Origin of the sequence: Kineococcus halophytocola (assembly GCF_041276425.1) — a bacterium.
GTDB lineage: Bacteria > Actinomycetota > Actinomycetes > Actinomycetales > Kineococcaceae > Kineococcus > Kineococcus halophytocola.
In genome coordinates this window covers 93,730-115,893 of sequence record NZ_JBGFTU010000015.1, presented here as the reverse complement: position 1 = coordinate 115,893, position 22,164 = coordinate 93,730, and the positions used below count along the sequence as shown (strand labels likewise).

The 22,164-nt window shown below is 74.8% G+C and carries 19 protein-coding genes; 8 read left to right on the top strand and 11 right to left on the bottom strand.

Annotated features, from left to right (window positions below; translation table 11 throughout):
* Positions 1-134: 134 nt before the first annotated feature.
* From AB2L27_RS14005 to AB2L27_RS13975, 7 genes are all read right to left on the bottom strand, one after another.
* The gene (locus AB2L27_RS14005) at positions 135-491 is read right to left on the bottom strand and encodes a hypothetical protein (RefSeq protein ID WP_370442090.1); all 357 of its coding nucleotides are present in this window, start codon (positions 489-491) and stop codon (positions 135-137) included.
* Positions 492-664: 173 nt separating this feature from the next.
* A complete protein-coding gene (locus AB2L27_RS14000; RefSeq protein WP_370442096.1) occupies positions 665-2,905 on the bottom strand; it encodes a family 78 glycoside hydrolase catalytic domain in 2,241 nt (746 codons plus the stop codon).
* Positions 2,906-2,946: 41 nt separating this feature from the next.
* Positions 2,947-5,643 carry a family 78 glycoside hydrolase catalytic domain gene (locus AB2L27_RS13995; protein ID WP_370442089.1) on the bottom strand — a complete coding sequence of 899 codons (2,697 nt, stop codon included), beginning with the start codon at positions 5,641-5,643 and terminating at the stop codon, positions 2,947-2,949.
* A 10-nt stretch (positions 5,644-5,653) separates the two neighbouring features.
* The gene (locus tag AB2L27_RS13990; protein WP_370442095.1) at positions 5,654-6,472 is read right to left on the bottom strand and encodes a carbohydrate ABC transporter permease; all 819 of its coding nucleotides are present in this window, start codon (positions 6,470-6,472) and stop codon (positions 5,654-5,656) included.
* Between the two features lie 83 nt (positions 6,473-6,555).
* Positions 6,556-7,479: a carbohydrate ABC transporter permease gene (locus AB2L27_RS13985; RefSeq protein WP_370442088.1), complete on the bottom strand. Its 924-nt coding sequence runs from the start codon at positions 7,477-7,479 to the stop codon at positions 6,556-6,558.
* Positions 7,480-7,504: 25 nt separating this feature from the next.
* Entirely contained in the window at positions 7,505-8,839 is a 1,335-nt protein-coding gene (locus tag AB2L27_RS13980; protein WP_370442087.1) for an ABC transporter substrate-binding protein, read from the bottom strand.
* 129 nt (positions 8,840-8,968) lie between these two features.
* The gene (locus tag AB2L27_RS13975; RefSeq protein ID WP_370442094.1) at positions 8,969-10,177 is read right to left on the bottom strand and encodes a LacI family DNA-binding transcriptional regulator; all 1,209 of its coding nucleotides are present in this window, start codon (positions 10,175-10,177) and stop codon (positions 8,969-8,971) included.
* A 148-nt stretch (positions 10,178-10,325) separates the two neighbouring features.
* On the opposite strand from AB2L27_RS13975, the gene AB2L27_RS13970 reads away from it, so the two are divergent.
* Both AB2L27_RS13970 and AB2L27_RS13965 read left to right on the top strand, forming a co-directional pair.
* On the top strand, positions 10,326-12,620 hold the full coding sequence (locus tag AB2L27_RS13970) for a beta-glucosidase (protein WP_370442086.1): 2,295 nt from the start codon (positions 10,326-10,328) through the stop codon (positions 12,618-12,620).
* A gap of 86 nt (positions 12,621-12,706) precedes the next feature.
* Positions 12,707-13,540 (top strand): hypothetical protein, encoded by an 834-nt coding sequence (locus AB2L27_RS13965; protein WP_370442085.1) that lies wholly within the window; start codon positions 12,707-12,709, stop codon positions 13,538-13,540.
* Here AB2L27_RS13965 and AB2L27_RS13960 read toward each other — a convergent pair.
* A complete protein-coding gene (locus AB2L27_RS13960) occupies positions 13,507-14,724 on the bottom strand; it encodes a glycosyltransferase family 4 protein (RefSeq protein WP_370442084.1) in 1,218 nt (405 codons plus the stop codon). The genes AB2L27_RS13965 and AB2L27_RS13960 overlap by 34 nt on opposite strands.
* A gap of 52 nt (positions 14,725-14,776) precedes the next feature.
* Positions 14,777-15,733, bottom strand: coding sequence for an ROK family protein (locus AB2L27_RS13955; protein WP_370442083.1), 957 nt, complete (start codon positions 15,731-15,733; stop codon positions 14,777-14,779).
* A 184-nt stretch (positions 15,734-15,917) separates the two neighbouring features.
* Between AB2L27_RS13955 and AB2L27_RS13950 the strand changes: the two genes are divergently transcribed.
* On the top strand, positions 15,918-18,194 hold the full coding sequence (locus AB2L27_RS13950) for a diguanylate cyclase domain-containing protein (protein ID WP_370442082.1): 2,277 nt from the start codon (positions 15,918-15,920) through the stop codon (positions 18,192-18,194).
* 56 nt (positions 18,195-18,250) lie between these two features.
* Here AB2L27_RS13950 and AB2L27_RS13945 read toward each other — a convergent pair whose 3' ends face one another.
* Together AB2L27_RS13945 and AB2L27_RS13940 are read right to left on the bottom strand one after the other, a co-directional pair.
* Positions 18,251-18,415 carry a helix-turn-helix domain-containing protein gene (locus tag AB2L27_RS13945; RefSeq protein ID WP_370442093.1) on the bottom strand — a complete coding sequence of 55 codons (165 nt, stop codon included), beginning with the start codon at positions 18,413-18,415 and terminating at the stop codon, positions 18,251-18,253.
* 98 nt (positions 18,416-18,513) lie between these two features.
* Positions 18,514-19,224 carry a hypothetical protein gene (locus AB2L27_RS13940; RefSeq protein ID WP_370442081.1) on the bottom strand — a complete coding sequence of 237 codons (711 nt, stop codon included), beginning with the start codon at positions 19,222-19,224 and terminating at the stop codon, positions 18,514-18,516.
* Positions 19,225-19,368: 144 nt separating this feature from the next.
* Here AB2L27_RS13940 and AB2L27_RS13935 point away from each other — a divergent pair, with 144 nt between their 5' ends.
* The 5 genes from AB2L27_RS13935 to AB2L27_RS13915 all read left to right on the top strand — a co-directional run bounded on the left by AB2L27_RS13935 (position 19,369) and on the right by AB2L27_RS13915 (position 22,158).
* Positions 19,369-19,701 carry a hypothetical protein gene (locus tag AB2L27_RS13935; protein WP_370442080.1) on the top strand — a complete coding sequence of 111 codons (333 nt, stop codon included), beginning with the start codon at positions 19,369-19,371 and terminating at the stop codon, positions 19,699-19,701.
* A gap of 33 nt (positions 19,702-19,734) precedes the next feature.
* Positions 19,735-20,430: an ArsR family transcriptional regulator gene (locus AB2L27_RS13930; RefSeq protein ID WP_370442079.1), complete on the top strand. Its 696-nt coding sequence runs from the start codon at positions 19,735-19,737 to the stop codon at positions 20,428-20,430.
* A gap of 4 nt (positions 20,431-20,434) precedes the next feature.
* Positions 20,435-20,899: a hypothetical protein gene (locus AB2L27_RS13925; RefSeq protein WP_370442078.1), complete on the top strand. Its 465-nt coding sequence runs from the start codon at positions 20,435-20,437 to the stop codon at positions 20,897-20,899.
* Positions 20,900-21,159: 260 nt separating this feature from the next.
* Complete coding sequence (locus tag AB2L27_RS13920; protein ID WP_370442077.1) at positions 21,160-21,339, top strand: hypothetical protein; 180 nt, start codon at positions 21,160-21,162, stop codon at positions 21,337-21,339.
* Positions 21,340-21,477: 138 nt separating this feature from the next.
* Positions 21,478-22,158, top strand: a complete 681-nt coding sequence (locus tag AB2L27_RS13915) for a maleylpyruvate isomerase family mycothiol-dependent enzyme (protein WP_370442076.1) — start codon at positions 21,478-21,480, stop codon at positions 22,156-22,158.
* The last annotated feature ends 6 nt before the right edge of the window (positions 22,159-22,164 follow it).

Sequence of the window (22,164 nt, the reverse complement as noted above, 5' to 3'; positions counted from 1 at the left end):
ACCCCGGGGCGAGCGCGGGCCCGTGGGCGCGGTTCCGCGCCCCCCTGCACGTGCCGGCCCCACCCGTCCCCCCGGCCCCGCGGGGGGCCCCCCGGCCCCCCCCCGGCCCCGGGGGGGGGGGCCCGGCGCCGGCCTCAGCCGCGGCCGAGGAGCTTGTCGAGGAGGCGGGCGAGGAAGCCCTTGCGCTCGGCGGGCTGCGGGGCCGCGACGGGCTCGGCCGGGGCTGCGGCCGCGCGGGCGGGCGGGGCGGCCACGACCGGCTGGACGGCGGGCGGGGCGACGGGCTGGGCGACGGGCTGCGCGGTGGGCTGGGCGGTGGGCTGGGCCTCGGTGCGCGCGGCGGCGTGCAGCGTCCCCTTGAGCTCCTGCTCGGGGGTGTAGCTGGCCTCCCCGAGGATCGAGGCGGCGTGCAGGAGGGCGGAGGCCTGGACCGGGGCCACGGTCTGCGCCCCGCTCGGACGGCCGGCGGTGGTGTCGGCGGGGTGGGACATCGGGCGGCTCCCTGGATCGGCACGGCCGCCCCCTCGGCGCCCGTCACCGGGACATCGGCCACCGCCCGCGCCCGCTGGAGCGTTCCCGGCCAGGACCACCCGGTCGGCCGGGCCGGGGCCGGGCCCGGCTGGACGGGCGCTCGTGCCCGTGCTGCGGTCCCGGCCCGGCGGGCTCAGGTCGTGCTGACCCGGTGGGACCCGGCGGTCAGTTCCCGGTCGTCCTCCCCGGGCAGGCGCAGCACCGCGGTGGTCCCCGCCGGGACCTCCACGTCGACCACCAGGCCCGCTGCCTCCTGCTCCCAGCGCACCGCCAGCCGTCCGTGCGGGGTCCGCAGGGACCCGCGCGCCCAGGTGAGGCCACCGCCGGGCTGCGGGGCGACCAGGGCGCGGCGGTAGCCCGGTTCCAGCGGGGACACCCCGGCCACGACCCGGTGCATCCAGTCCGCGACCGCGCCCAGGGCGTAGTGGTTGAAGCTCGTCATCTGCCCCGGGTTGATGGACCCGTCGGGCAGCATCGAGTCCCAGCGTTCCCAGACCGTCGTGGCGCCCATCGTCACCGGGTACAGCCACGAGGGGCACTCCCGCTCGGTCAGCAGCCGGTAGGCCGCGTCGAGGTGGCCGGTGCCCGACAGCGCCCCGGTGACGTAGGGGGTCCCGGCGAAACCGGTGGAGACGCGGTACCCGGCCTCCTCCACGATCCGGGCCAGCCGCCGCCCGGCCCACTCCCGCCGGTCCCCGGTCAGGAGCCCGAACTCGATGGCGAGGGCGTAGACGGTGGCGCAGTCGGAGCGCACGAGGCCCTGCTCGTCGACGTAGTGCTCCAGGAACGCGGTGCGGACGCGGGCGGCGTCGGCCTCGAAGCGTTCCGCGTCGGCCGCCTCCCCCAGGACGCGGGCGGCGTCGGCGACGGTGCGCAGCGAGCGGAACAGGCAGGCGGTGGCGACGACGCCCTTGTCGGCCTTGGCGTCGGCGGGACGGTCCGGCGGGGCGTCGGGGTCGAGCCAGTCGCCGAACTGGAACACGGTGTCCCACAACCCCTGCGGGGACAGCAGGGTCAGGACCCGTTCGACGTGGGCGGTCATCGCCGGGTAGTGCTCGGCGAGCAGTTCGCGCCGGCCGTAGGCCTCCCACAGCGCCCACGGCAGCCACACCGCGACGTCGGACCAGACGGCGGTGCTGTCGGGGTCGGGGAACGCCCCGATCGGGGGGACGTACTTCAGGACGTCGGGGACGACGAAGGCGACGAGGCCGTCGCGGGCGGCCTGCTCGGCGGCCAGGTCCCGCATCCAGTCGCGCAGGAAGTCCTCCACGTCGTACAGGTACGCCGCGGTGGGGCCGAACACGGCGAGGTCGCCGGTCCAGCCGAGCCGTTCGTCGCGCTGGGGGCAGTCGGTGGGGACGTCGAGGAAGTTCCCCTTCGTCCCCCACACCACGTTGCGGTGCAACTGGTTCAGCATGTCGTCGGAGCACTCGAACTCACCGGTGCGGTCCAGCTCGGAGTGCACGACGACGGCGTGCAGGTCCTGCGCGCGCAGTTCCCCGGGCCAGCCGTCGACCTCGGCGTAGCGGAACCCGTGGAAGGTGAACGTGGGTTCGAACGTGTCGAGACCGCCGGAGAGGGTGAACGTGTCGGTGGCCGCCGCGGTGCGCAGCGGGCGCACCCCCAGTTCCCCGGCCTCCAGCACCTCGGCGTGGCGCAGGGTGATGACCCGCCCCGCCTCGCCCTGCACGGTGAACCGCAGCCACCCGACGAGGTTCTGCCCGAAGTCCACCAGCGTCCGGCCCGACGGGGACGTCCACACCCGCTGGGCGGGCAGCACCTCCTGGCGGCGCACGGGGGGCCCGACGTGCTCGGTGAGCAGCGCGGTGTCGAACTCCAGCGCCCGCACCCCGCCCCAGCCCTCGGCGGCGCCGTCCCGGTCCGCCCACCGCGGGTCCAGACGGCGGGCGTCGACGTCCTGCCCGTCGTAGAGGTCGTTGGCGGTGACCGCGGAGGCGTGCGACTGCCACGCCTCGTCGGTGACGACGGTCTGGACGTGCCCGTCGGCGAACGTCACCTCCAGCTGCGCGAACCCGCCGAGGTCGGCGCCGTAGAACGCGCGCCCCCCGGTCCAGCCGAGCCGGCCGCGGAACCACCCGTTGCCCAGGGCCAGGCCCAGGACGTGCTCGGGACCGCCGGCCAGCGCGGCCGTGACGTCGTGGGTGCGGTAGCGCAGGCGCCACTCGAAACTGCTCCACCCCGGGCTGAGGACGTCCTCGGAGACGGCCCGCCCGTCGAGGAACGTCTCCACGACGCCCTGGGCGGTGACGTGCAGGACGGCGCCGGTGACCTCGCCGTGCCCGTCGTCGAGGGTGAAGCGCCGCCGCAGCAGCGGGGCGCCGTCGCGGTCGGCGTCGCCGTCCGCGGCGATCATGGTGGCCTGCCAGGTGGGCACGGTTCCTCCGGGGATGGGTCTCAGGCCGGCTGCAGCGCGGCGGCGGCAGCCGGGGTGGCGGGCACGTCCGGGACCGCGAAGCGGTGGTGCCCGGCGCCGACCTCGACGACGGGACGACCGGGCAGGTCGACGGTGGCGGTGACCCCCAGCGGGACGTCGACGTCGACGAGGAGTTCACCCCCGCGCCGGTGCCAGGCGACCGCGGCCGGGCCGTGGGGGGTCTCGTGGCGGGCCGAGGCGGCGGTGAGGTCCGCACCGGGGCGGGGCCGCACCAGCAGCCGCCGGTACCCGGGCGCGGCCGGGGCGAGCCCGGCCACGGTGCGGTGCATCCAGTCCGCGATCGACCCGAGCGCGTAGTGGTTGAAGCTCGTCATGTGCCCGGGGTTCACGGTGCCGTCGGGCAGCAGCGAGTCCCACCGCTCCCACGTCGTCGTGGCCCCCATCGCCACCTGGTACAGCCACGAGGGGCAGCCGGTCTCGGTGAGCAGCGCGTGGGCGGTGGCGTCGTGGCCGGTGCCGGTGAGGGCGTCGGCGACGAGGTTCACCCCGGCGAAACCGGTGGCGACGCGGTTGCCGTCCTCGGCGACGAGGTCGGCCAGCCGGCGCCCGGCGGCCTCGCGCTGCGGGCCGTCGAGCAGGTCGAACGCGAGGGCCAGGGCGTAGGCGGTCTGGGCGTCGCTGGACATCCGGCCGTCGGGGTGGACGTGCGCGCGGACGAACGCCTCGCGCACCTCGTCCGCCAGTCGGCCGTAGCGGGCCGCGTCGGCCTCCTCCCCCAGCACCTGCGCGATCCGGGCCAGGGTGCGCGCGGAGTGCGCGAAGTAGGCCGTCGCCACGAGGTAGCGGTCGGTGCGGGCCGCGGCCGGCTCCTCCGGCGGGGCCGCGGGGTCGAGCCAGTCCCCGAGCTGCACGCCGGTGTCCCACAACCGGGTCGGCCCGGCGAGGCGTTCGACGAGGTCGACCCAGGCGCGGGCGGACGCGTACTGGCGACGCAGGACGCCGGTGTCGCCGTACCGCTCGTGCAGCACCGCGGGCAGCAGCACCGCGACGTCGCCCCACACCGCGCCGGGCTGCGGGGGGTCCCAGAACTCCGCGGGGATCATCGGCACGTACCAGGGGACGGTGCCGTCGGGCAGCTGCTCGCAGGCCACGTCGTCCAGCCAGCTCGCCAGGAAACCCCCCACGTCGTACAGGAACGAGGCGGTGGGGCCGAACACCTGCACGTCCCCGGTCCAGCCCAGCCGCTCGTCGCGCTGGGGGCAGTCGGTGGGCACGTCGGCGAAGTTCGAGCGCATGGACCACACGACGTTCTCGTGCAGGCGGTTCAGCCGCTCGTCGGAGCAGGTGAACCAGCCGGTGCGCTCCAGGTCCGAGTGCACGACGCGCGCGACGACGTCCCCCTCGCCCAGCCGCCCGGGCCAGCCGGTGACCTCGACGTAGCGGAACCCGTGCGTGGTGAAGCGCGGTTCCCACTCCTCCCCGGCCGGGTCCCCGGACAGGACGTAGGTGTCGGTCGCGCGGGCGCGCTGCAAGGGGCGGGTGCACAGCTCCCCGTCCTGCAGGACCTCGGCGTGGCGCAGCCGGACGCGGTCCCCGGCGCTGCCGCGCACGCGGATGCGCACCCGCCCGGCGAGGTTCTGCCCGAAGTCCAGGACCGTCGCCCCCGAGGGGGTGGTGAGCACCGTGACCGGCGGCAGTTCCCGGGTGCAGCGCACCGGCGGTCCCTGCGCGGCCACCAGGGTCGCCGGGTCGCGCTCGTACGCGCGGACCCCGGCCCAGGCGGAGTCGTCGAACCCGGCGCGGGAGAACCCCGGGACCGCGAGCCGGGCGTCGAAGTCCTCGCCGTCGTAGAGGCTGGCGGCGGTGATCGGGCCGTGCGCGGCGCGCCAGGTGCCCCCGTCGGCCCCCTCACCGGGGTGCGTGGTGACGACCACGCGCCGGCCGTCGGCCAGGTCGACCTCCAGCTGGGCCAGGAGGGCGGTGCGGGTGCCGTAGAGGTCGTGGTTGCCGCCGTGGGTGCCGTAGCGGCCCCGGTACCAGCCGTCGGCCAGCCACGCCCCGAGGGCGTTCGCCCCCTCGCGCAGGTGCGCGGTGACGTCGTGGGTGCGGTGGCGCAGCCGGTGGTGGTAGCTGGTCCAGCCCGGGGCCAGGACCTCGTCGCCGACGCGGGCGCCGTTGACCTCGACCTCGTGGACGCCGTGGGCGGTGACGTGCAGGCGCGCGCGGACCACGGGGGCGGGCAGGTGGAACTCCCGGCGCAGCAGCGCGGGACGGTGGTCGGTGCCGGGTTCGGCGTCCCAGTCCGGGCCGACGGGGACGGCGGTCCAGTCCCCGGGGTGCAGCAGCCCGGTCTCGACCTCCAACGGGGCGCTCCAGGCGGTGGGTTCGGCGTGGTCCTCGCTCCAGGCGCGGACCTGCACGCGGACCCGTTCGCGGGAGGCGAGGTCGGGGGCCGGCCAGGGCACCAGGACGTTGTCGCCGGAACCGGTGCGCCCGCTGGTCCAGGTGCGCGGCACGGTGCCGGGGACGGCGGGGACGGTGCTGACGCGCACCTCGTGGTCGGTCTGCCGCCACGCGGGGACGGTCGCGCCGGTGGGCCGGGCGGTCCAGGACAGGCGGGGGCGGGCGGTCCCCAGGCCGAGCGCGGGCCGGCCGTGCTCGGCGCGCAGGTCGGTGAGGGTGACGTCGGGGCGGTGGGGCACGGGGAGTCCGTTCACGGGGTCCGGGTCAACCCTTGACCGCGCCGGAGGTCATGCCGGCGACGATCTGGCGGTTGAAGAACAGGTACAGCAGCAGCGGGGGGATGGTGATGAGCAGGATGTCCATGAACAGCAGGTTGTAGGAGGACACGTTCTGGCTCTGGAAGTTGAACAGCGTCAGCTGGACGGTGGCCCCGGCGTCGCCGGGCAGGAAGTACAGCGGGGTCTGGAAGTCGTTGAACACCGTCACCGACTGCACGAGCACCACCGTCACCAGGACGGGGCGCAGCAGCGGCAGCACGATGCGGAAGAACAGCCGCAGCGGCCCGGCGCCGTCCAGGACCGCCGCCTCGTCGAGCTCGCGGGGGATGGTGGAGATGAACGCCCGGAACAGCAGGACCGTGAAGGACAACCCGAAGGCGACCTCGACGAGGATCAGCCCGGGCATGGTGCCGAACAACCCCATGCGCTGCAGGACCCAGATGGTGGGGACGACCGCGGGCGGCATGACGAGCCCGGCCAGGACGAGGAAGTTCACCAGCCCGGTCACGCGGGACTTCCGGCGCTGCAGGACGAAGGCGACCATCGCGCCGAAGACGACCATGATCGTCACGCTGGCCACGGTCAGGACGATGGAGTTGATGAACGCGATGACCAGCAGGTAGTCGCGGGTCTGGACGACCTCGACGAGGTTCTGCCACACCTGCGGCTCGCGCGGCCAGGCGAAGCGGAACTCCCCGGCCTGCCGGGCGTCCATCGCCGCGACGAGCACGATGAACGCGAAGGGGACGACGAACACGACGAGGCTGACGGCGATCGCCAGGCCGCCGACGCCGTAGCGGTACAGGGCGGCGCGGGGACCGCCGACGCGACCACCCCCGCGGCGCACCGGGGCCGCCCCCGCGTCGGGGCGGGAGGAGACGGTGGCGCTCACAGGTCAACCTCCTTGCGGGCCAGCAACCGGGTCAGGGGGAAGACGATCGCGATGACGGCGATGAACAGGATGACGTTGCCGGCGGTGGACAGGCCGTAGAACCCGGCCTGGTACTGCTTGTAGATCACGCTGGCGATGACGTCGGAGGTGAACCCCGGGCCGCCCCCGGTCATGGCCCAGATGAGGTCGAAGGACCGCAGGCCACCGATGAGGGACAGCGTGACGACGGTGGACGTCGCCGGCCACGACAGCGGGAACACGACGTTGCGGAACAGCGTCCACGGCCCCGCGCCGTCCACCTTGGCCGCCTCGTAGTACTCCTTGGGGATGGAGACGATGCCGGCCATGTAGATCAGCGTCGCCAGCCCCACGCCCTTCCAGACGTCGACCATGGCGACGGAGAACAGCGCCAGCGAGGGGTCGGTCAGCCAGCCGGGCCCGTCGATGCCGACGACGCCCAGGGCGGCATTGATGGCCCCCTTGGAGGGGTTCATCAGCACCTGGAACGTGATGCCGACCCCGACGCTGGAGACCAGCACGGGGAAGAACACCACGGCCCGCAGGAACCCGCGCCCGACGATCTGGCTGGTCAGCAGCATCCCCAGCGCCAGGCCGAGGACGACCTTGGCGCCGGAGGTGATCGCGGCGTAGACGAACGTGTTGACGAACCCCTTGGTCAGCGCGGGTTCGGAGAAGAACTGGACGAAGTTCTCGAAGCCGGTGAACTCCGAGGTGAAGATCGTCCAGCGCGTCATGCTGAAGTACAGCGCCAGCAGCGTCGGGACGAGGAACAGCACCCCGTAGACGATCGCGGCCGGCAGGTAGAACCAGCCCGGGTAGGGGCTGCGGCCGCGACGGCGGGCGGGCGGGGTCGAGGCCCGGGTGGGGGGTGCGGACGTCGTGGCGGCCACGGTGTTCACCTTCCTGGACGGGGTCGGGCTCGGGTCACCAGCCGTCGAGGCCGAGCTGGCGGGCCTGCTTCTCCACGTCCTGGTCGTACAGGGCGGCGCCGTCCTGCGCGGAGCGGATGCCCGAGCCGACCTCGACGAGGATCTGCTCCAGCGCCGGGCCCTTGATCGGGGACAGGTACTCCAGCGCCGGGGACTGCGCGCCGGCCTCGAAGTAGGCGTTGACGTCCTTGGTGATCTGCGGGACGTCGTCGGGCAGGTCGCAGCCGTCGACGAGGTAGGGGCCGGTGGGGATGGACTCCTCGGACTGGATGTCGCAGGCGTCCGCGGTGGTCAGGTAGGCGAGGAACTGCTTGGCCGCGTCGAGCTTCTCCCCGGTCGTCGACTTCGGCACGTAGACCCCGCCGGGGAACCAGGCGGTGAGGCCGTTGGTGGCCGGGTCGTCCCCGGGCAGGGCGAAGAAGCCGATGTCGTCGATCTTCTCGGGGGCGACGCTGAGGATGGTGGCGACGTTCGTCGACAGCAGGGGGTAGTGGGCGCCCTCGCCGGCGGCGAGGGTGCGGATGCCGTCCTCGACCTTGGCCGAGGCGTAGTCGGCGTTCTGGAAGCCCAGGTCGTGGACCTGCTGGGTGTGCTCGAAACCCTTGATCGCGGCCGGGTCGGTGGCGTACTTGGCCTCGCCCGCGGTGTAGTCCTCGGCGAAGGAGGGGTTGGCCGCGGCGACGTTGTGGAAGTCGCCGAGGACGAGCAGCTGGGACGTCCACGTCTCGCCGTAGGTCTGGATGACGGGGGCGATGCCGGCGGCCTTGATCTGCTCGTTGTTGGCGGTGAACTCCGCCCACGTCTTCGGCACCTGCAGCCCGAGCTGGTCGTACACGGCGCGGTTGTAGAGGACGCCGCCGCCGAACGCGGTGCCCATCGGCACCCCGTACACGTCGTCGCCGACGCTGACCTGGGGGTCGAAGCTGTCGTCGACGTCGTCGAGGAAGTCCTCCCCGGTCAGCGGGGTGAGGGTCGTGGCGGGGGCGAGCTGCTGGAACAGCGAGCCGCTGTTGTAGGCGAAGAGGTCGGCCATGCTGCCGGTCTGCAGGCGCGTCTTGACGAGGTTGTCGCCCTCGCCGCCCTGCGGACGGGTCTGCACCTCGACGCGGACGTCGGACTGGGAGCCGTTGAACGCCTCGGCGAGGGCCTCGGCGGTGGAGACCGTCTGGGGGGCGTTGTCGACCAGGTACGAGATGGTGGTGGCGTCGCCGTCACCACCGTCGGAGGACCCGAGGCTGCCCGCGCTGCAGGCGGTCAGCACGAGGGGGGTCAGGCTGAGGGCGGCCAGGACACGGAGGGTGCGGGGCGTACGGCCGGTGCGGTGGGCCACGGGGGTCTCCTCGTCGAGACGGTCACGGGTGGGTCGGGCTATTGAGTGAGACGCTTCATTTACGCGTTGGTGGAAACGTACGAGCTGTCGCCCGGGACGTCAACCCCCGCGCGGGCGGGGTCGACGGGATCAGCGCGGGGCGCGCCCGGCGCTGCTCTCGCGCACCAGCAGCGAGGGCTGCACGACCACCCGGCGGTGGACGTGGTCGATCCCCTCCTCGACCTCCGCGGCGAGCAGCCGGACGGCCGCCGCCCCCATCTCCTCGCCCTCCAGGCGCACCGTCGTCAGCGGGACCGCCCCGCCCCAGGCGCGCGCGTCGTGGTCGCAGCCCATGACGGCGATGTCCTCGGGCACCGACAGGCCGGCCCCCTGCAGGGCCTCGACGACGGAGACGCCGAGGATGTCGGTGACTGCGACCAGGGCGTCCGGGCGCCGCCGCGCGGGCAGGGCCAGGACCTCCTCGACCACGTGGTCGCCGTGGTTCTCCCCCACGCCCTCGGTGTCCAGCTCGACCAGGTCCACCCCCCGGCCCGCCTCGCGCACGGCCCGGCGGACCCCGGCCTGCCGCTCGCGCACCGGCTGCAGGTCGTTCAGCTCGCTGACCCACGCCAGCCGGCGCCGCCCCAGGTCGATCATGTGCCGGGCGGCCAGGTACCCGACGCGCTCGTTGTCCACCAGGACCGTGCAGCAGTCCTGACGGCCGTCGTCGTAGTTGACGACGACCAGCGGCGTCCCGTGCCGGCGGACCCGCTGGATCCCCGCGAACGGGTCGCTCAGCGGCGCCAGCACCACCCCCCGCACCCGGGCGCTCTCGAACAGGTCCAGGTGCGCGTCCTGCTGGGCGTCGTCGCGGTCGCTGTTGGTGACCAGCAGGCTCTCGCGGCGGGCGGCGGCCTCGCGCTGGGCCCCGCGGGCGATGTCCACGAACAACGTGTTGCCCAGGTCGACGACCACGAGCCCGATGGTCCGGCTCTCCCCCCCGGCCAGGGACCGGGCGTTGGCGTTGGGCGTGAAACCCAGCTGCTCGATGGCGGCCCGGACCCGGGCCAGCGTGGCCGGGCGGACCTGCTCGGGGTGGTTGAGGGCGTTGGAGACGGTGCCCACCGAGACCCCCGCCACGGTGGCGACCTGCACCATGCTCGGGTTCGTGCGCGCCGGGCGGTTCTCCGCCCGGGAGAACCCGAGCTGCTCGATCGCGGCGTGGACCTTGGCCAGCGTCGCCGGCCGCACCCGGTGGGGGTGGTTCAGGGCGTTGGAGACGGTGCCCACCGAAACCCCCGCCGAGGCGGCCACCTCCACCATGCTCGGTGAACCGTCCCGGCCGCGCGCCGTCCTCATCGATGCCACCGGCGGATCCTATTCACGCTCGGGCCCCGGTGCGGCGCGGAACTCACCCGTTCCAGGCGTTGACCCACAGAAACCGCACAAACTACAGTCCAGCGTGCAATGAAGCGCTCCATCAAAAGTTCTCGACGGAGAGGACGTCATGCCCCGCCCCACCCCCCACCACGCCCACAGCCAGAGCCGGAGCCGGAGCCGGAGCCGGAGCCGGAGCCGGAGGATCGCGACGACGGCGGCCACGACGCTGGCCCTGCTCGCCCCCCTGGTCACCGCCGGCCCCGCGGCCGCGGCCCCGGGCACCCCCACCGCCGCCGCCTGCCGCGACGTCCCGTGGATGGACCGGACCCGCAGCCCCGAGCAGCGGGCCGCGGCGCTGCTGGCCGTCAGCAGTCAGCACCAGAAGTACCGCTGGCTCGTGGAGCAACCCGCGAACAGCCCGCAGCAGACCGACTTCCAGGGTGTGCGCTACCCGGCGCAACTGCCCTGCACCCCCACCGTCGTCTACACCGACGGGCCCGAAGGGGTCCGCAACGTCACCGGCGTCACGGCGTTCCCCGCCGCCATCGCCTCGGCCGCCACCTGGGACGAACGGCTCGTCTACGACAAGCACGTCGCGCAGGCCGACGAGGCGTTCGGCAAGGGCCGGAACGTCATCCTGGCCCCGGGCCTGTCCGGGGGCCGCACACCGCTGGCCGGGCGCACCCCCGAGTACCTGGGCGAGGACCCCGTGCTGTCCGGCGTCCTCGGGGCGGCCGGTGTGCGCGGCATCGAGGCCGAGGGCCGCGTCCTGGCCGACCTCAAGCACTACGTCGCCAACGAGCAGGAGCTCGACCGCGAGGAGAGTTCCTCCAACGTCGACGAGCGGACGCTGCGCCAGATCTACGACCTGCCCTTCGAGATCGCGGTGCGCCGCGGTGACCCCGAGAGCGTCATGTGCTCGTTCAACCAGGTCAACGGCGTCCACGCCTGCGAGGACGAACGCCTGACCACCGTCCTGAAGGACGAGTTCGGGATGCGCGGGTACGTGATGTCCGACTTCGGTTCGGTCCACTCCACGGCCGCCTCCCTGATGAACGGTCTCGACCAGGAGCTGAACCGCCCCGTGTGGTTCACCCCCTACCTGCTCGACGAGGCGCTGACCCGGGGCCAGATCACCCAGGCCCGCGTCGACGAGGCCGCCACCCGGGTGGTCACGGCCTACATCCGTGGCGGGTTGTTCGACAACCCGCTCCCGGCACGGCCCCGGGCGGACGTCTCGCCCCGGGCGCACACGGACATCGCCCGCCGCACCGCCGAGCAGGGCAGCGTCCTGCTCGCCAACGACGGCATCCTGCCCCTGCGACCCGAGCGGGGGCAGAGGATCGCCGTCATCGGCGCCACCGCCTCGGCCCGCGACACCGGCGGGCTCAGCGCGGCCGACGCCTGCGGCATGCCGCTGCCCGCCCGGTTCGGCGGGAACTCCACCATGGCGTGCGAGAACCTCGTCGCCGCCGACACCGCTCTGCGCGACCGGGCCCGCCGGGCGGGGGCCTCCGTCACGTTCACCGACGGCTCCGACACGGCCGAGGCGGCCGCGGCCGCCGCCGCGGCCGACGTCACCGTCGTGTTCGGCTACCAGCGCGCCGGGGAGTTCGCCGACGTCCCCGACCTGCGGCTGGACGCCGACGGGGACGCGCTGGTCGAGGCGGTGGCGCGGGCGAACCCGAACACCGTCGTCGTCCTCCAGACGGGTACCGCCGTCGAGATGCCGTGGCTCCCCGACGTGCGTGCCGTGCTGGAGACCTGGTACGCCGGGGAGCAGCAGGGCCCCGCGATCGCCTCGCTGCTGTTCGGCGACGCGAACCCCTCCGGCAAACTGCCGATGACGTTCCCGAAGTCCCTGGCCGACACCCCGACGAACACCCCCGAGCAGTACCCCGGGGTCTTCGCCGACGGCAGCACCGAACGCCGCGAGGGTTCCACCGAGATCCGGCAGGTCGACTACTCCGAGGGCCTGCAGGTCGGCCACCGCTGGTACGAGGCGCAGGGGATCGAACCGCTGTTCCCGTTCGGGCACGGCCTGTCCTACACGAGTTTCGAGTACGGCGACCTCGAGGTGGTCCCCGCCGCCGGCGGGGCGCGGGACGGGATGACGCTGCGGTTCGCGCTGCGCAACACCGGTGAGGTGGACGGCACCGAGGTCGCCCAGGCCTACCTGTCGCTGCCCGACGCCGCGGGTGAACCGTTCCGGCGTCTCGTGGGCTGGCAGCGCGTGGGGCTGGACGCCGGCGAGGAACGCACCGTCGAGATCCAGCTCAGCGCGGCCGACGTCGCCGACCTGCACCTGCTGGAGCACTTCGACGTGCGCACCGGGACGTGGGTCACGACCCCCGGGACCCACCGCCTCGACGTCGGTGGTTCGCTGCGGACGAGCACCTCGGCGGAGTTCGAGCTGCGCTGAGACCGCCCGGGCACCTGCCGCGGCAGGTGCCCGGGAGCGCCGGTGCGCGGGCCTCAGGAACCCGTCCGGGCCGCCGATGGGACCGCGTGCGGGTACCGGACCTCGAGACGCTGCGCCCCGGGGACTTCGTCAAGGTCCGCGGGAACGCCAACCCCCAGCACACCGGCGGGCGCGCCGTGGTCGTCGCCGTCCACCGCGAACCCGGCCCGCCCTGGCGGGTCGTGGCCCTGGACCTGCGCTACTCCGCGCGCGGGGCCGCCGTGCGCGTCGAGCTGTCCGGCGGCGGGGAACTGGCCCGCTGGGAGACGCCGTGGGCCCCCGAACGCGACGTCGAGCACGACGCGCACCGCGAGCTGATCTCCCCCGGCATCGCCCACGTCGCCTCCCGCGGTTCCCGGCGACGCCTCGTGGTGGCCGGGCTCGCGGCCCTCGTCGCGGTCGGGGCGCTGGCCACCTGGGAGCAGCAGCGGACGCCCCCGAACCCCGTCGTCGTGCAGCGGGCGCTGCAGGAGGGCGTGCGCGGCACGGGCACCGCGAGCGGGACGCCGTCGCCCGCGCCGACCGCGACGAGCACCCGGGTGGCGGCCTCGGCGACGGTCGTGGCGTGGTCGGCCGGACCGGTCCCGGTCGTGGCGGGCCCGGACGGGACCACCGGGCCCACCCCGCTCGCCGGGGTCGTCGCCGCGCCGGGCTGCCGCGAGGCGTTCGTGCGGGACCTGTTCACCCACCTGCCCACCGGTCAGCGCGTGGACGTGGCCGGCGCGGGCTGGTTCCGCACCGACGACGGCCTGGACGTCAACGAGGAACTCGTCCGGACCGGTGTCGCGGTGCCGGACCCGGCCTCGGCGGGGACGACCCCGGCCGACGCCGAGCACCTGCGCACGGTTCAGGACCTGGCGGCCGGCGCCCCCGCCTGCTGAGCGGCGACCTCGGCCAGCGCGGCCTCCACCCGGTCCACGACCGCGGCCGGGGAGAACCGCTCCTGCACGTGCCCGCGCGCGCGGGCGGCGAGCGCGGGACGCAGGTCCAGCCCGCGCAGGACGGCCGCGGCGAGGTCGGCCGGGGCCGTGGAGGCGGCGACGGTGCGGGCGTCCAGGGACCCCGCGACCTCGGGGTTGGCACCCACCGGCGTGGCCACGACGGGCAGCCCGCTGGCGAACGCCTCCACGGTGACCATGCCGAAACCCTCCATCTGCAGCGTCGGCAGCACGAACAGGTCCGCCGAGCGGTACAGCGCGGGCAGGTCCTCCTCGGCGACGAACCCGGGGAAGTCCACCGGCAGCCCGAGCCGGTCGGCGCGCTCGCGCAGCTCCCCGGCGAGGTACCCCGTGCCGCCGACGACGAGCCGCGCCCCGGGGTGGCGGTCCACGACGGCGCCGAAGGCGTCGAGCAGGTTCTCCAGCCCCATCCGCCGCACGAGCCGGCGCACGGTCAGCACGAGCGGGTCACCGCGCAGCCCCAGCCGTTCCCGCTCGCCCGGCCCCGGGGAGAACCGGTCCAGGTCGACGGCCAGGGGGACGACGTCCACGCGCGCGGAGGCGGTGGGGTGGACCTGCTGCAGCAACCGGCGCACGTACCAGCTCGTCGTCAGCGTCCGGGCCGTCCCGTTCACGGCGACGAGTTCGGCCCGCCGGGTCAGGTCGGCCACGACCCGCCCCGCCAGGCCGCCGGCGGCCCGGACCACCGGGTACTTCCCGCCCGCGGCGTCCAGCCCGACCTCCAGGGAGGCGGGGGCGTGGAACCGGAACACCGTGCGCCCGCCCAGCCCGGCCCGCACGGCCGCCGCGGCGTGGAACGCGGAGTGCACGTACAGCGCGTCGAAGCGTTCGCGGGCCACGAGGGAGCGCAACCAGCCCGGAACCCGCGTCAGGGTCGCGGCCGGGTGGGCGTAGTAGGCCCGGCTGCCGCGCGCCGGGGCGGGGTGGCGCAGCAGCCGGTAGGAACCGCGGTCCTCCACGAGCGGGGCACCGGCGTCGTGGCGCCGGGTCAGGAGGGTGACCTCGTGCCCGCGCCGGGCCAGTTCCCCGACCTCGACGAGCACGGAGCTGGCCACCCCGCCGCGGTGCTCGGGCGGGGTTCCGTCGGTGATCACGAGCAGGCGCACGCCCCGAGCCTGCCAGACGCCCCGCCCGGGCCCGGCCCGTGCGCACCGGGGCTCAGCCGGTCCCGGCCCCCGCCGTGCCCGGCACGTGCGGCAGCTCGAACCGCGGCGTCGTCCCGACCCGCTCGAACCCCAGCAGCGCCGCCCCGACGCGCCCGGCCTGCGCACCCCAGCGGGCCGTCCGCAACGGCGGCGGGGACCGCCACGCCAGCAGCGACCGCAGGTCCGCCGCCAACGGGTCCAGCAGCACCGCGCCCGCACGGGAGACCCCGCCGCCCAGGACGATCTCGGCCGGGTCCAGGAGCATCGTCACCCCCTGCAGCCCCAGCGCCAGGGCGCCCACCGCGTCCGCCCACACCGCGTCGGCGTCCGCGTCGGCGTCCGCGTCGCGCCCCACGCGGGCCACGACCTCGGCCGTCGAGCCGGCCCGCCCGCCCCGGGCGCGGTAGCGGCGCAGCACCGCCCCGGCGGCCGCGTACGCCTCCACGCACCCGCGCTGACCGCACGGGCAGGGTTCCCCGTCGGGGTGGACGACGACGTGCCCGAACTCCCCCGCGGCCCCCGAGACCCCGCTGACCGCCGTGCCCCGCACGACGAGGGCGGCGGAGATCCCCGTCCCGATGGGCACGAAGACGAAGCTGTCGCGCGCCCCCGAGGCGAGCTGCTCGGCCCGTCCCGCCGCGCGGGCGTCGTGCCCGACCGCGACGGGCAGACCGGTCGCCTCCTCCAGCAGCGCGCGCAGCCCCAGGTCGCGCCAGCCGAGGTTGGAGGCGTGCACGACGGTGCCGCTCGCCTCGTCCACCGTCCCGGGGGTGCCGACGCCGACGGCCACGGGCCGGTGCGGGCCGGCCAGCTCGGCCAGCTCGGCCAGCAGGGCCAGCAGGTTGTCCAGCGCGCCCCGCCCGTCGAGGGCGGTCGGGCGCTCGCGCCGGACCAGCGCGCGGCCGTGGACGTCGACCACCGCCCCCTTCAGACCGGTCCCGCCGACGTCGACGGCCAGCACGACGCTCACGCGACCCCTCCTCCGACGACCGCTCCCGTGACCCGGGGCCGCACCGCCGCGGGCGGGTGGCGCCTCGACCCTAGCCGGGCGGGCCGGGCGGGGGTCTAGACGGAACCGCCGGGCGGGTGGAGCCTGTGGGCCGAACGGGGGACGGGCGTTCCTGCTCCCGGTGCCGGGAGCCGAAGGACACCAGGTGACGAACGGACCCACGATCCACGACGTCCTGCGCGAGAGGGCCGTCCACAGCGTCTTCCAGCCGATCGTCGACCTCGACTCCGGGGCGGTCGTCGCCTACGAGGCGCTCGCGCGCGGCCCGGTGGGCCCGTTGCAGCGCCCGGACCAGTTGTTCGCCGCCGCGCGCGCGGAGTCCGTCCTGTCCGAGCTCGACCACGCCTGCCGGGCCGCGGCCCTGCGCGGGGCGCTGGAGCACGACGTCGTGGCGCCGCTGACGCTGTTCGTCAACGTCGAACCGGAGATCCTCGACGCGGCCCCCCTGACCGAGCTCATGGCCCTGGCCGACGGCGCCCCCACCGGGTTGCGCGTCGTCGTGGAGATGACCGAGCGCGCCCTGGCCGCCCGCCCGGCCGAACTGCTGCGGACCGTCACCCGCGTGCGCGAACTGGGCTGGGCCATCGCCCTGGACGACGTGGGCGCCGACGCCATGTCGCTGGCGTTCATGCCGCTGCTGCGCCCGGACGTGGTCAAGCTGGACCTGCGGCTGGTGCAGGACCGGCCCGGTCCCGCCGTCGCGCAGATCATGAACGCGGTCAACGCCTACGCCCAGGAGAGCGGGGCCCTGGTCCTGGCCGAGGGCATCGAGGACGAGGGGCACCTGCTGGCCGCGCGCGCCCTGGGGGCGCAACTGGGGCAGGGCTGGCTGTTCGGCCGCCCCTCGGCACCCCCGCCGCCGGCCGCGGTCGTGGCCGAGCTCGCGCTGCCCGCCCCCGCCGCGGTCGCCACCGCCGACCCCACCTCGCCGTTCAGCCTGCTGCCCGTCGGGACGCGGTTGCGCCGGGCGCCCAAGGCGCTGCTCATCGAGCTGAGCAAGCAGCTCGAACGCGAGGCCATGCGCCTGGGCGACACGTGCGTCGTCGCCTCGACGTTCCAGGAGGCCCGGCACTTCACCCCGGCCACCCGCAGCCGCTACCGCGACCTGGCCGACCGCGTCGGTTTCGTGTGCGCGCTCGGGGAGGACCTGTCCGAGACCCCGCTGCCCGGGGTCCGGGGCGCCGCGCTGGACCCCCGCGACCCCGTCCGCGGCGAGTGGGACCTCGTCGTGCTGGCCCCGCACTTCGCCGCGGCGCTGCTGGCCCGCGACCTCGGGGACAACGGACCCGAGCGAGAACGCACGTTCGAGTACGCCCTGACGTACGAGCGGGCCACCGTGGCGGCGGCCGCCCAGTCGCTGCTGTCCCGGGTGGCCCCGCGCACCCCCGACCACGACGTCTCCCCCGCGACCGCGGGGACCGACGCGAGCACCGACGCGGGCACCACGGGTCGCGGGACCGTCCGGCCGCGCCCGGTCCCGCGGCCGGCCGGGGCCGTCGCGGCGGGGTCGGCGGAGGCGTTGCTGCAACGTGCCCTGGGGGCGACGAACAGCGGCATCTCCATCGCCGACATGCTGCGCCCGGACCACCCGCTGGTCTACGTGAACTCCGCGTTCGAGAACCTGTCGGGCCTGCGCGCCGAGGACGTCCTGGGCCGCAACTGCCGGGTGCTGCAGGGCCCGGAGACCGACCAGGTGACGGTGAACGGGATCCGCGCCTCGCTGCAGGCCGGTCAGGAGTGGCGCGGGGTGCTGCTGAACTACCGCGGCCCCGGGCGCGAACCGTGGTGGAACGAGGTCTACCTCGCCCCCGTCGTGGACGCGACCGGCCGCGTCGTGCAGTACATCGGCATCCAGAACGACGTCACCGCCCGCGTCCGGGCCGAGCAGGAGCTGGACCTCGAACGCGAACGTTCCCGCCGGCACCTGCGGCGCATCGAGGAGTTCGCCTACACCGACCCGCTGACGGGGTTGGCGAACCGGCGCCGCACCGAACCCCTGGTCGAGGCGGCGCTGCGCAGCCGGGACACGCGGACGGCGCTGCTGTTCTGCGACCTCGACGAGTTCAAGGTCGTCAACGACGAACTCGGCCACGCCGCCGGCGACGACCTGCTCGTGGAGGTGGCCCGGCGGTTGCGCCAGGCCACCCCGGCCGACGCGGTCCTCGCGCGCCTGGGCGGGGACGAGTTCATCGTCGCCCTGCCCGGTCTGCACCCCGACGAGGCCCCCGACGTCGCCGCCGCCACGGTGGCCGCCCTCGCCGCCCGCGTCGCCGACCCGGTCGACCTGCACGGCGTGCAGCTCTCCCTGGGCGTCAGCACCGGGATCGCCGTGTCCGGCAGGGACGGGGCGACGTTCGAGGAACTCCTGCGGCACGCCGACCACGCGATGTACCGGGTCAAGCGGGGGCGGGTCGTGGTCTGAGTCTGCCTCCTCGTCGTCGGGTGCGGACGGACCCGGGGTGCGGGAGGGTTCTGCGGTCAGTTCCGCGGCCGCAGGCTCAGCACGTCACCGGGCTGGCACTGCAGGGCGTCGCACACCGCGGTCAGGGTGCTGAAACGCACCGCCCGGGCCCGGTCGTTCTTCAGCACCGACAGGTTCACGACCGTGACCCCCGCGCGTTCGGCCAGTTCGACCAGGGTCATCCCGCGCTCGCGCAGCAGCTCGTCCAGGTGGCAGACCACGCGGTGCGGGTCCTCGCCCACCTGATCGGCCCCCTCTGCCGCGCCCGTCCTGCGGTTCCTCACACCAACCCGTCCACCTCGTGCTCCAGGCGTTCCGCGTGCCGGAACGCCTCGGCCAGCAGCAGCAGCGCCACCACGACGGCCGCGACGGGCAGCAGGGGGAACTGCAGGTCCGGGACCGCCAGGGCGGGCGGGTTCCCCAGGCGGTCGAGCACCAGCCGGCTCGCGAGGCGGGGCAGCAGCGGGTGCAGCACCGCGGCGACCAGGACCGTGACCGCCATCGCCGCGAACCGGCGGGAGTTCCGCCGCGCGAAGGGTCTCGGCCCGGCCAGGGAGGTCAGGACCGGTTGCAGCAGGACGGAGACGGCGACCGCGGCCAGCCCCAGGACGAGCCGGTCGCCGCGGGAGAGGAACTGCTCCAGCCGGGTCGAACCCCACGAGGACACCGTGAAGGTCGCGGCGTCGTCGCGGGCGGTGACCCAGATCCCCTCCCCCGCGCCGGCGGGCACCACGTCGTCCAGGCGGCGGCTGCGGTCGGTGAGAGCGAAACCACCGGCCTCGGCCCCCGGGGTGGTCGCGGTGACCGCAACCGGTACCCGCACCGTCGCCGGCGCCTGGGTCGCCGCACCGATGGAGTACGCGAGACCGGACACGAGGAGGTAGAGGCAGACGGCGTGGACGACCCAGCCGAGCAGGCGCAGGGTGGGAGGACGGACGTAGGCCCGGCCCGGCGCGGACGACGGGGTGGGCGACGGGGTGGACGACGACACGTGGCCTCCCGGTGAGGTGCGCACCACCACGCGGTTGCCGGTGGTCAGCCCAGCATGGCATGTCGACAGTCGATAGGTTCGACGTCGGCGGTGACGGGTGTCCCGGTGGCTCCTCGAGGGCTTCCCGAGGGTTACGGTGCCGGGGTGGCCTCGAACCCGCAGACTCCGGTGACCCTGGTGTTCAGGGCGGACTTCGGCGCCGACCCGCTGTGGCGGCACGTCGCCGGACGCGGGCCGGGCATGGTCCGGCTCGACCGGCTGCCGCTGTCCGCGCAGCTCACGGCCGACGTGCGGGCCTGGGCGCGTCGCCACGACGAGCTGCAGGACCCGCCCAACCCCGTCCGCGGCACCCCGGCGGAGCTGGGCGAGTGGGTCAGGACGGGGTCGGAACTCCTCGTCCGGCTGCGTGCCGAGCTGGGACCGCGGTTCGAGGTGGTCGACGGGCGCGGCGGGAGCGGTCACACCGGCACCTACTGACACTTTCATCAAACAGGAGATACGCTCAGTTTTATGAAAGTGTCAGCACCGGCGTTGCTGCCGATCCTGCGCTCGGACGCGGTCGGGGAGATCCTCGCCCGCCTCTACTTGATGCCCGAGCACCGCTGGACCCTCAACGCTCTCGCCGAGCAGGCCGGGGTCTCCCTCCCCACCCTGACCCGGGAAGCGGACCGGATGGTCGCGGCCGGGCTGGTCCTGGAGGAACGCGTCGGGCGGACTCGTCAGTTGCGGTGCAACCGGGCGGCGCGGACCTTCGAGCCACTGCACCGGCTGATGAGCCTCACCTACGGCCCTGTTCCCGTCCTGGAGTCGGAGCTGTCCGGGCTGGCCGGAGTGGCACGGGCCTACGTCTACGGTTCCTGGGCCGCGCGCCACCAGGGCGTGGAAGGCCCTGAACCTGCCGACATCGACGTCCTCGTCGTCGGCGACCCAGACCAGGATGAGGTGTTCGACGCTGGGGAGCGGGCCCGGGTCCGGCTGCTGCGGGAGGTGAACGTCCGCACCGTCACGACGCAGTCGTGGGAGCGGGCCCGACCCCGCGCTGGGACCACTCCTGGGGCGCGCGTGGATCAGGCAGGTGCCGGCCCGGATGACGGTGACCCGTTCCTGCGCCACGTCCTGGCCAACCCCCTGGTGCCTCTCGACCTCGACGCACCCACCACCCATCACGCGGTCGCCTCCCCGCACGGAGCCGGCCAGGAGGAGTGAGTTCATGTCCTGGGACAAGGGCCGCGACCGCATCGACGAACTCGTCGCCCAGCGCGAACTGCAACGGGTGACCCCCTCCAGGCCGGCCGCTCTGCTGCTCATCGAGCAGGCCCGTCGGCACCTGCGTTCCGCAGCCCAGGTCTGCGACACCGATCCGCAGGGTGCTTACGTGTTGGCCTACGACGCAACGCGCAAGGCCATGGCCGCGGTCTACGAGGCCCAGGGGCTGCGCGCTACCAGCACCGGCGGCCACGTGGTTCTCCACGAAGCCGCTCTCGCACAGTTCGAGCCGCCGTTGGGACACTTGTTCAAGCCGTTCAACCGCATGCGGGTCCGCCGCCACCAGGTCGAGTACGCCTCGACCGAGAACCCTGAGGTCACGCCGGAGGAGGTGCGTCGGGACCTGACCAAGGCGCGGGCGCTCATCGAGGATTTCGCCCTGAAGGCCATCGACCTGGTGTCATCATGACGGTCACAGCGGTGTGACGCGCAGGAGCTCACGTCGGGGTGCGTCGAGCCGACGACGCAGCCGAACCAGATCGACGACGGCTCCCCTGACGGCACCGGCGAGTTCTCGACCCCGCGACCTCACCCGCCGGAACCCACCCGCTGGAACCCACCCGCCGGAACCCACCCGCCGGAACCCACCCGAGAGTGCGCAGCGACGCCCCGCCGCCCCCGGGGACGTGGATCGGGTGGCGGCCCCGGCCCGCCGGGTAGTGTCGACGGGTGTTCGGCACCACGAGCCACGTGATCGTCCTCGTCGGGGCGGTCCTGCTCATCGCCCACGTCGTGGTCGGCGCGCTCCGCCGCCGGCGTCGGGGCGAGAAACCGCGGACGGTCCCCGACGTGCTGGTCGTGATCGCCATGACGCTCACCGCCGCGGTCCAGGTCTCCGCCCTCACCTGACGGCCCCTCCCGCTCCGGCGACGGGGTCCGTCCTCGTCCCCGGCCACCACGGCGACCGGGGCGAGGCCGGTCCGGCACCGGTGCCCGGCACGAGAACCGCCGGACCGGTGAGTCCTGCCCCGTCGGCGGGTCCACCCCGTGACGACGCCCCCCGGACCGGAGGCCCCCGTGCTCGACACCCACCCCACCGCGGCCGCCCTGTGGGCGGCCACCCACGCCGAACGCGCCGCCCTCGCCGACGACCTCGCGGCCCTGACCGACCGGCAGTGGGCCACGGCGTCCCTGTGCGCCCGGTGGTCCGTCGAGGACGTCGTGGCCCACCTCAGCGCCGCGGCCGCCACCGGGAGGGTGCGCTGGATCACCAGCGTGGCGCGGGCCCGCTTCCGTCCCGACGTCCACAACGACCGCAGGCTGGCCGAGCAGCGCGGCGCCGGCCCCGCCGGGACCCTTGCCCGGTTCCGCACCCTGGTCCCCAGCACCACCGCCCCGCTGGGACCGGTCGCGGCGTGGCTGGGTGAGGTCGTCGTGCACGCCCAGGACGTCCGGCGCCCCCTCGGCCTGACCGCCGCGCCGCCGGTCCCCGTGGTCACCGCGGTGGCCCGCCTCTACGCCGCCCGCGACGTCGCCGTCGACAGCCGCACCGCGGCGGCGGGACTGTCCCTGCGGGCGAGCGACGGTCCCTTCACCGCCGGTGAGGGGCCGGAGGTCAGCGGGACGACCCTGGCGCTGGTCATGGCGATGGCCGGGCGCGGGGCGTTCTGCGACGAGCTGAGCGGCCCGGGCGCGCGGGTCCTGCGGGAGCGGGCCACCCGGGTGTGAACCCCC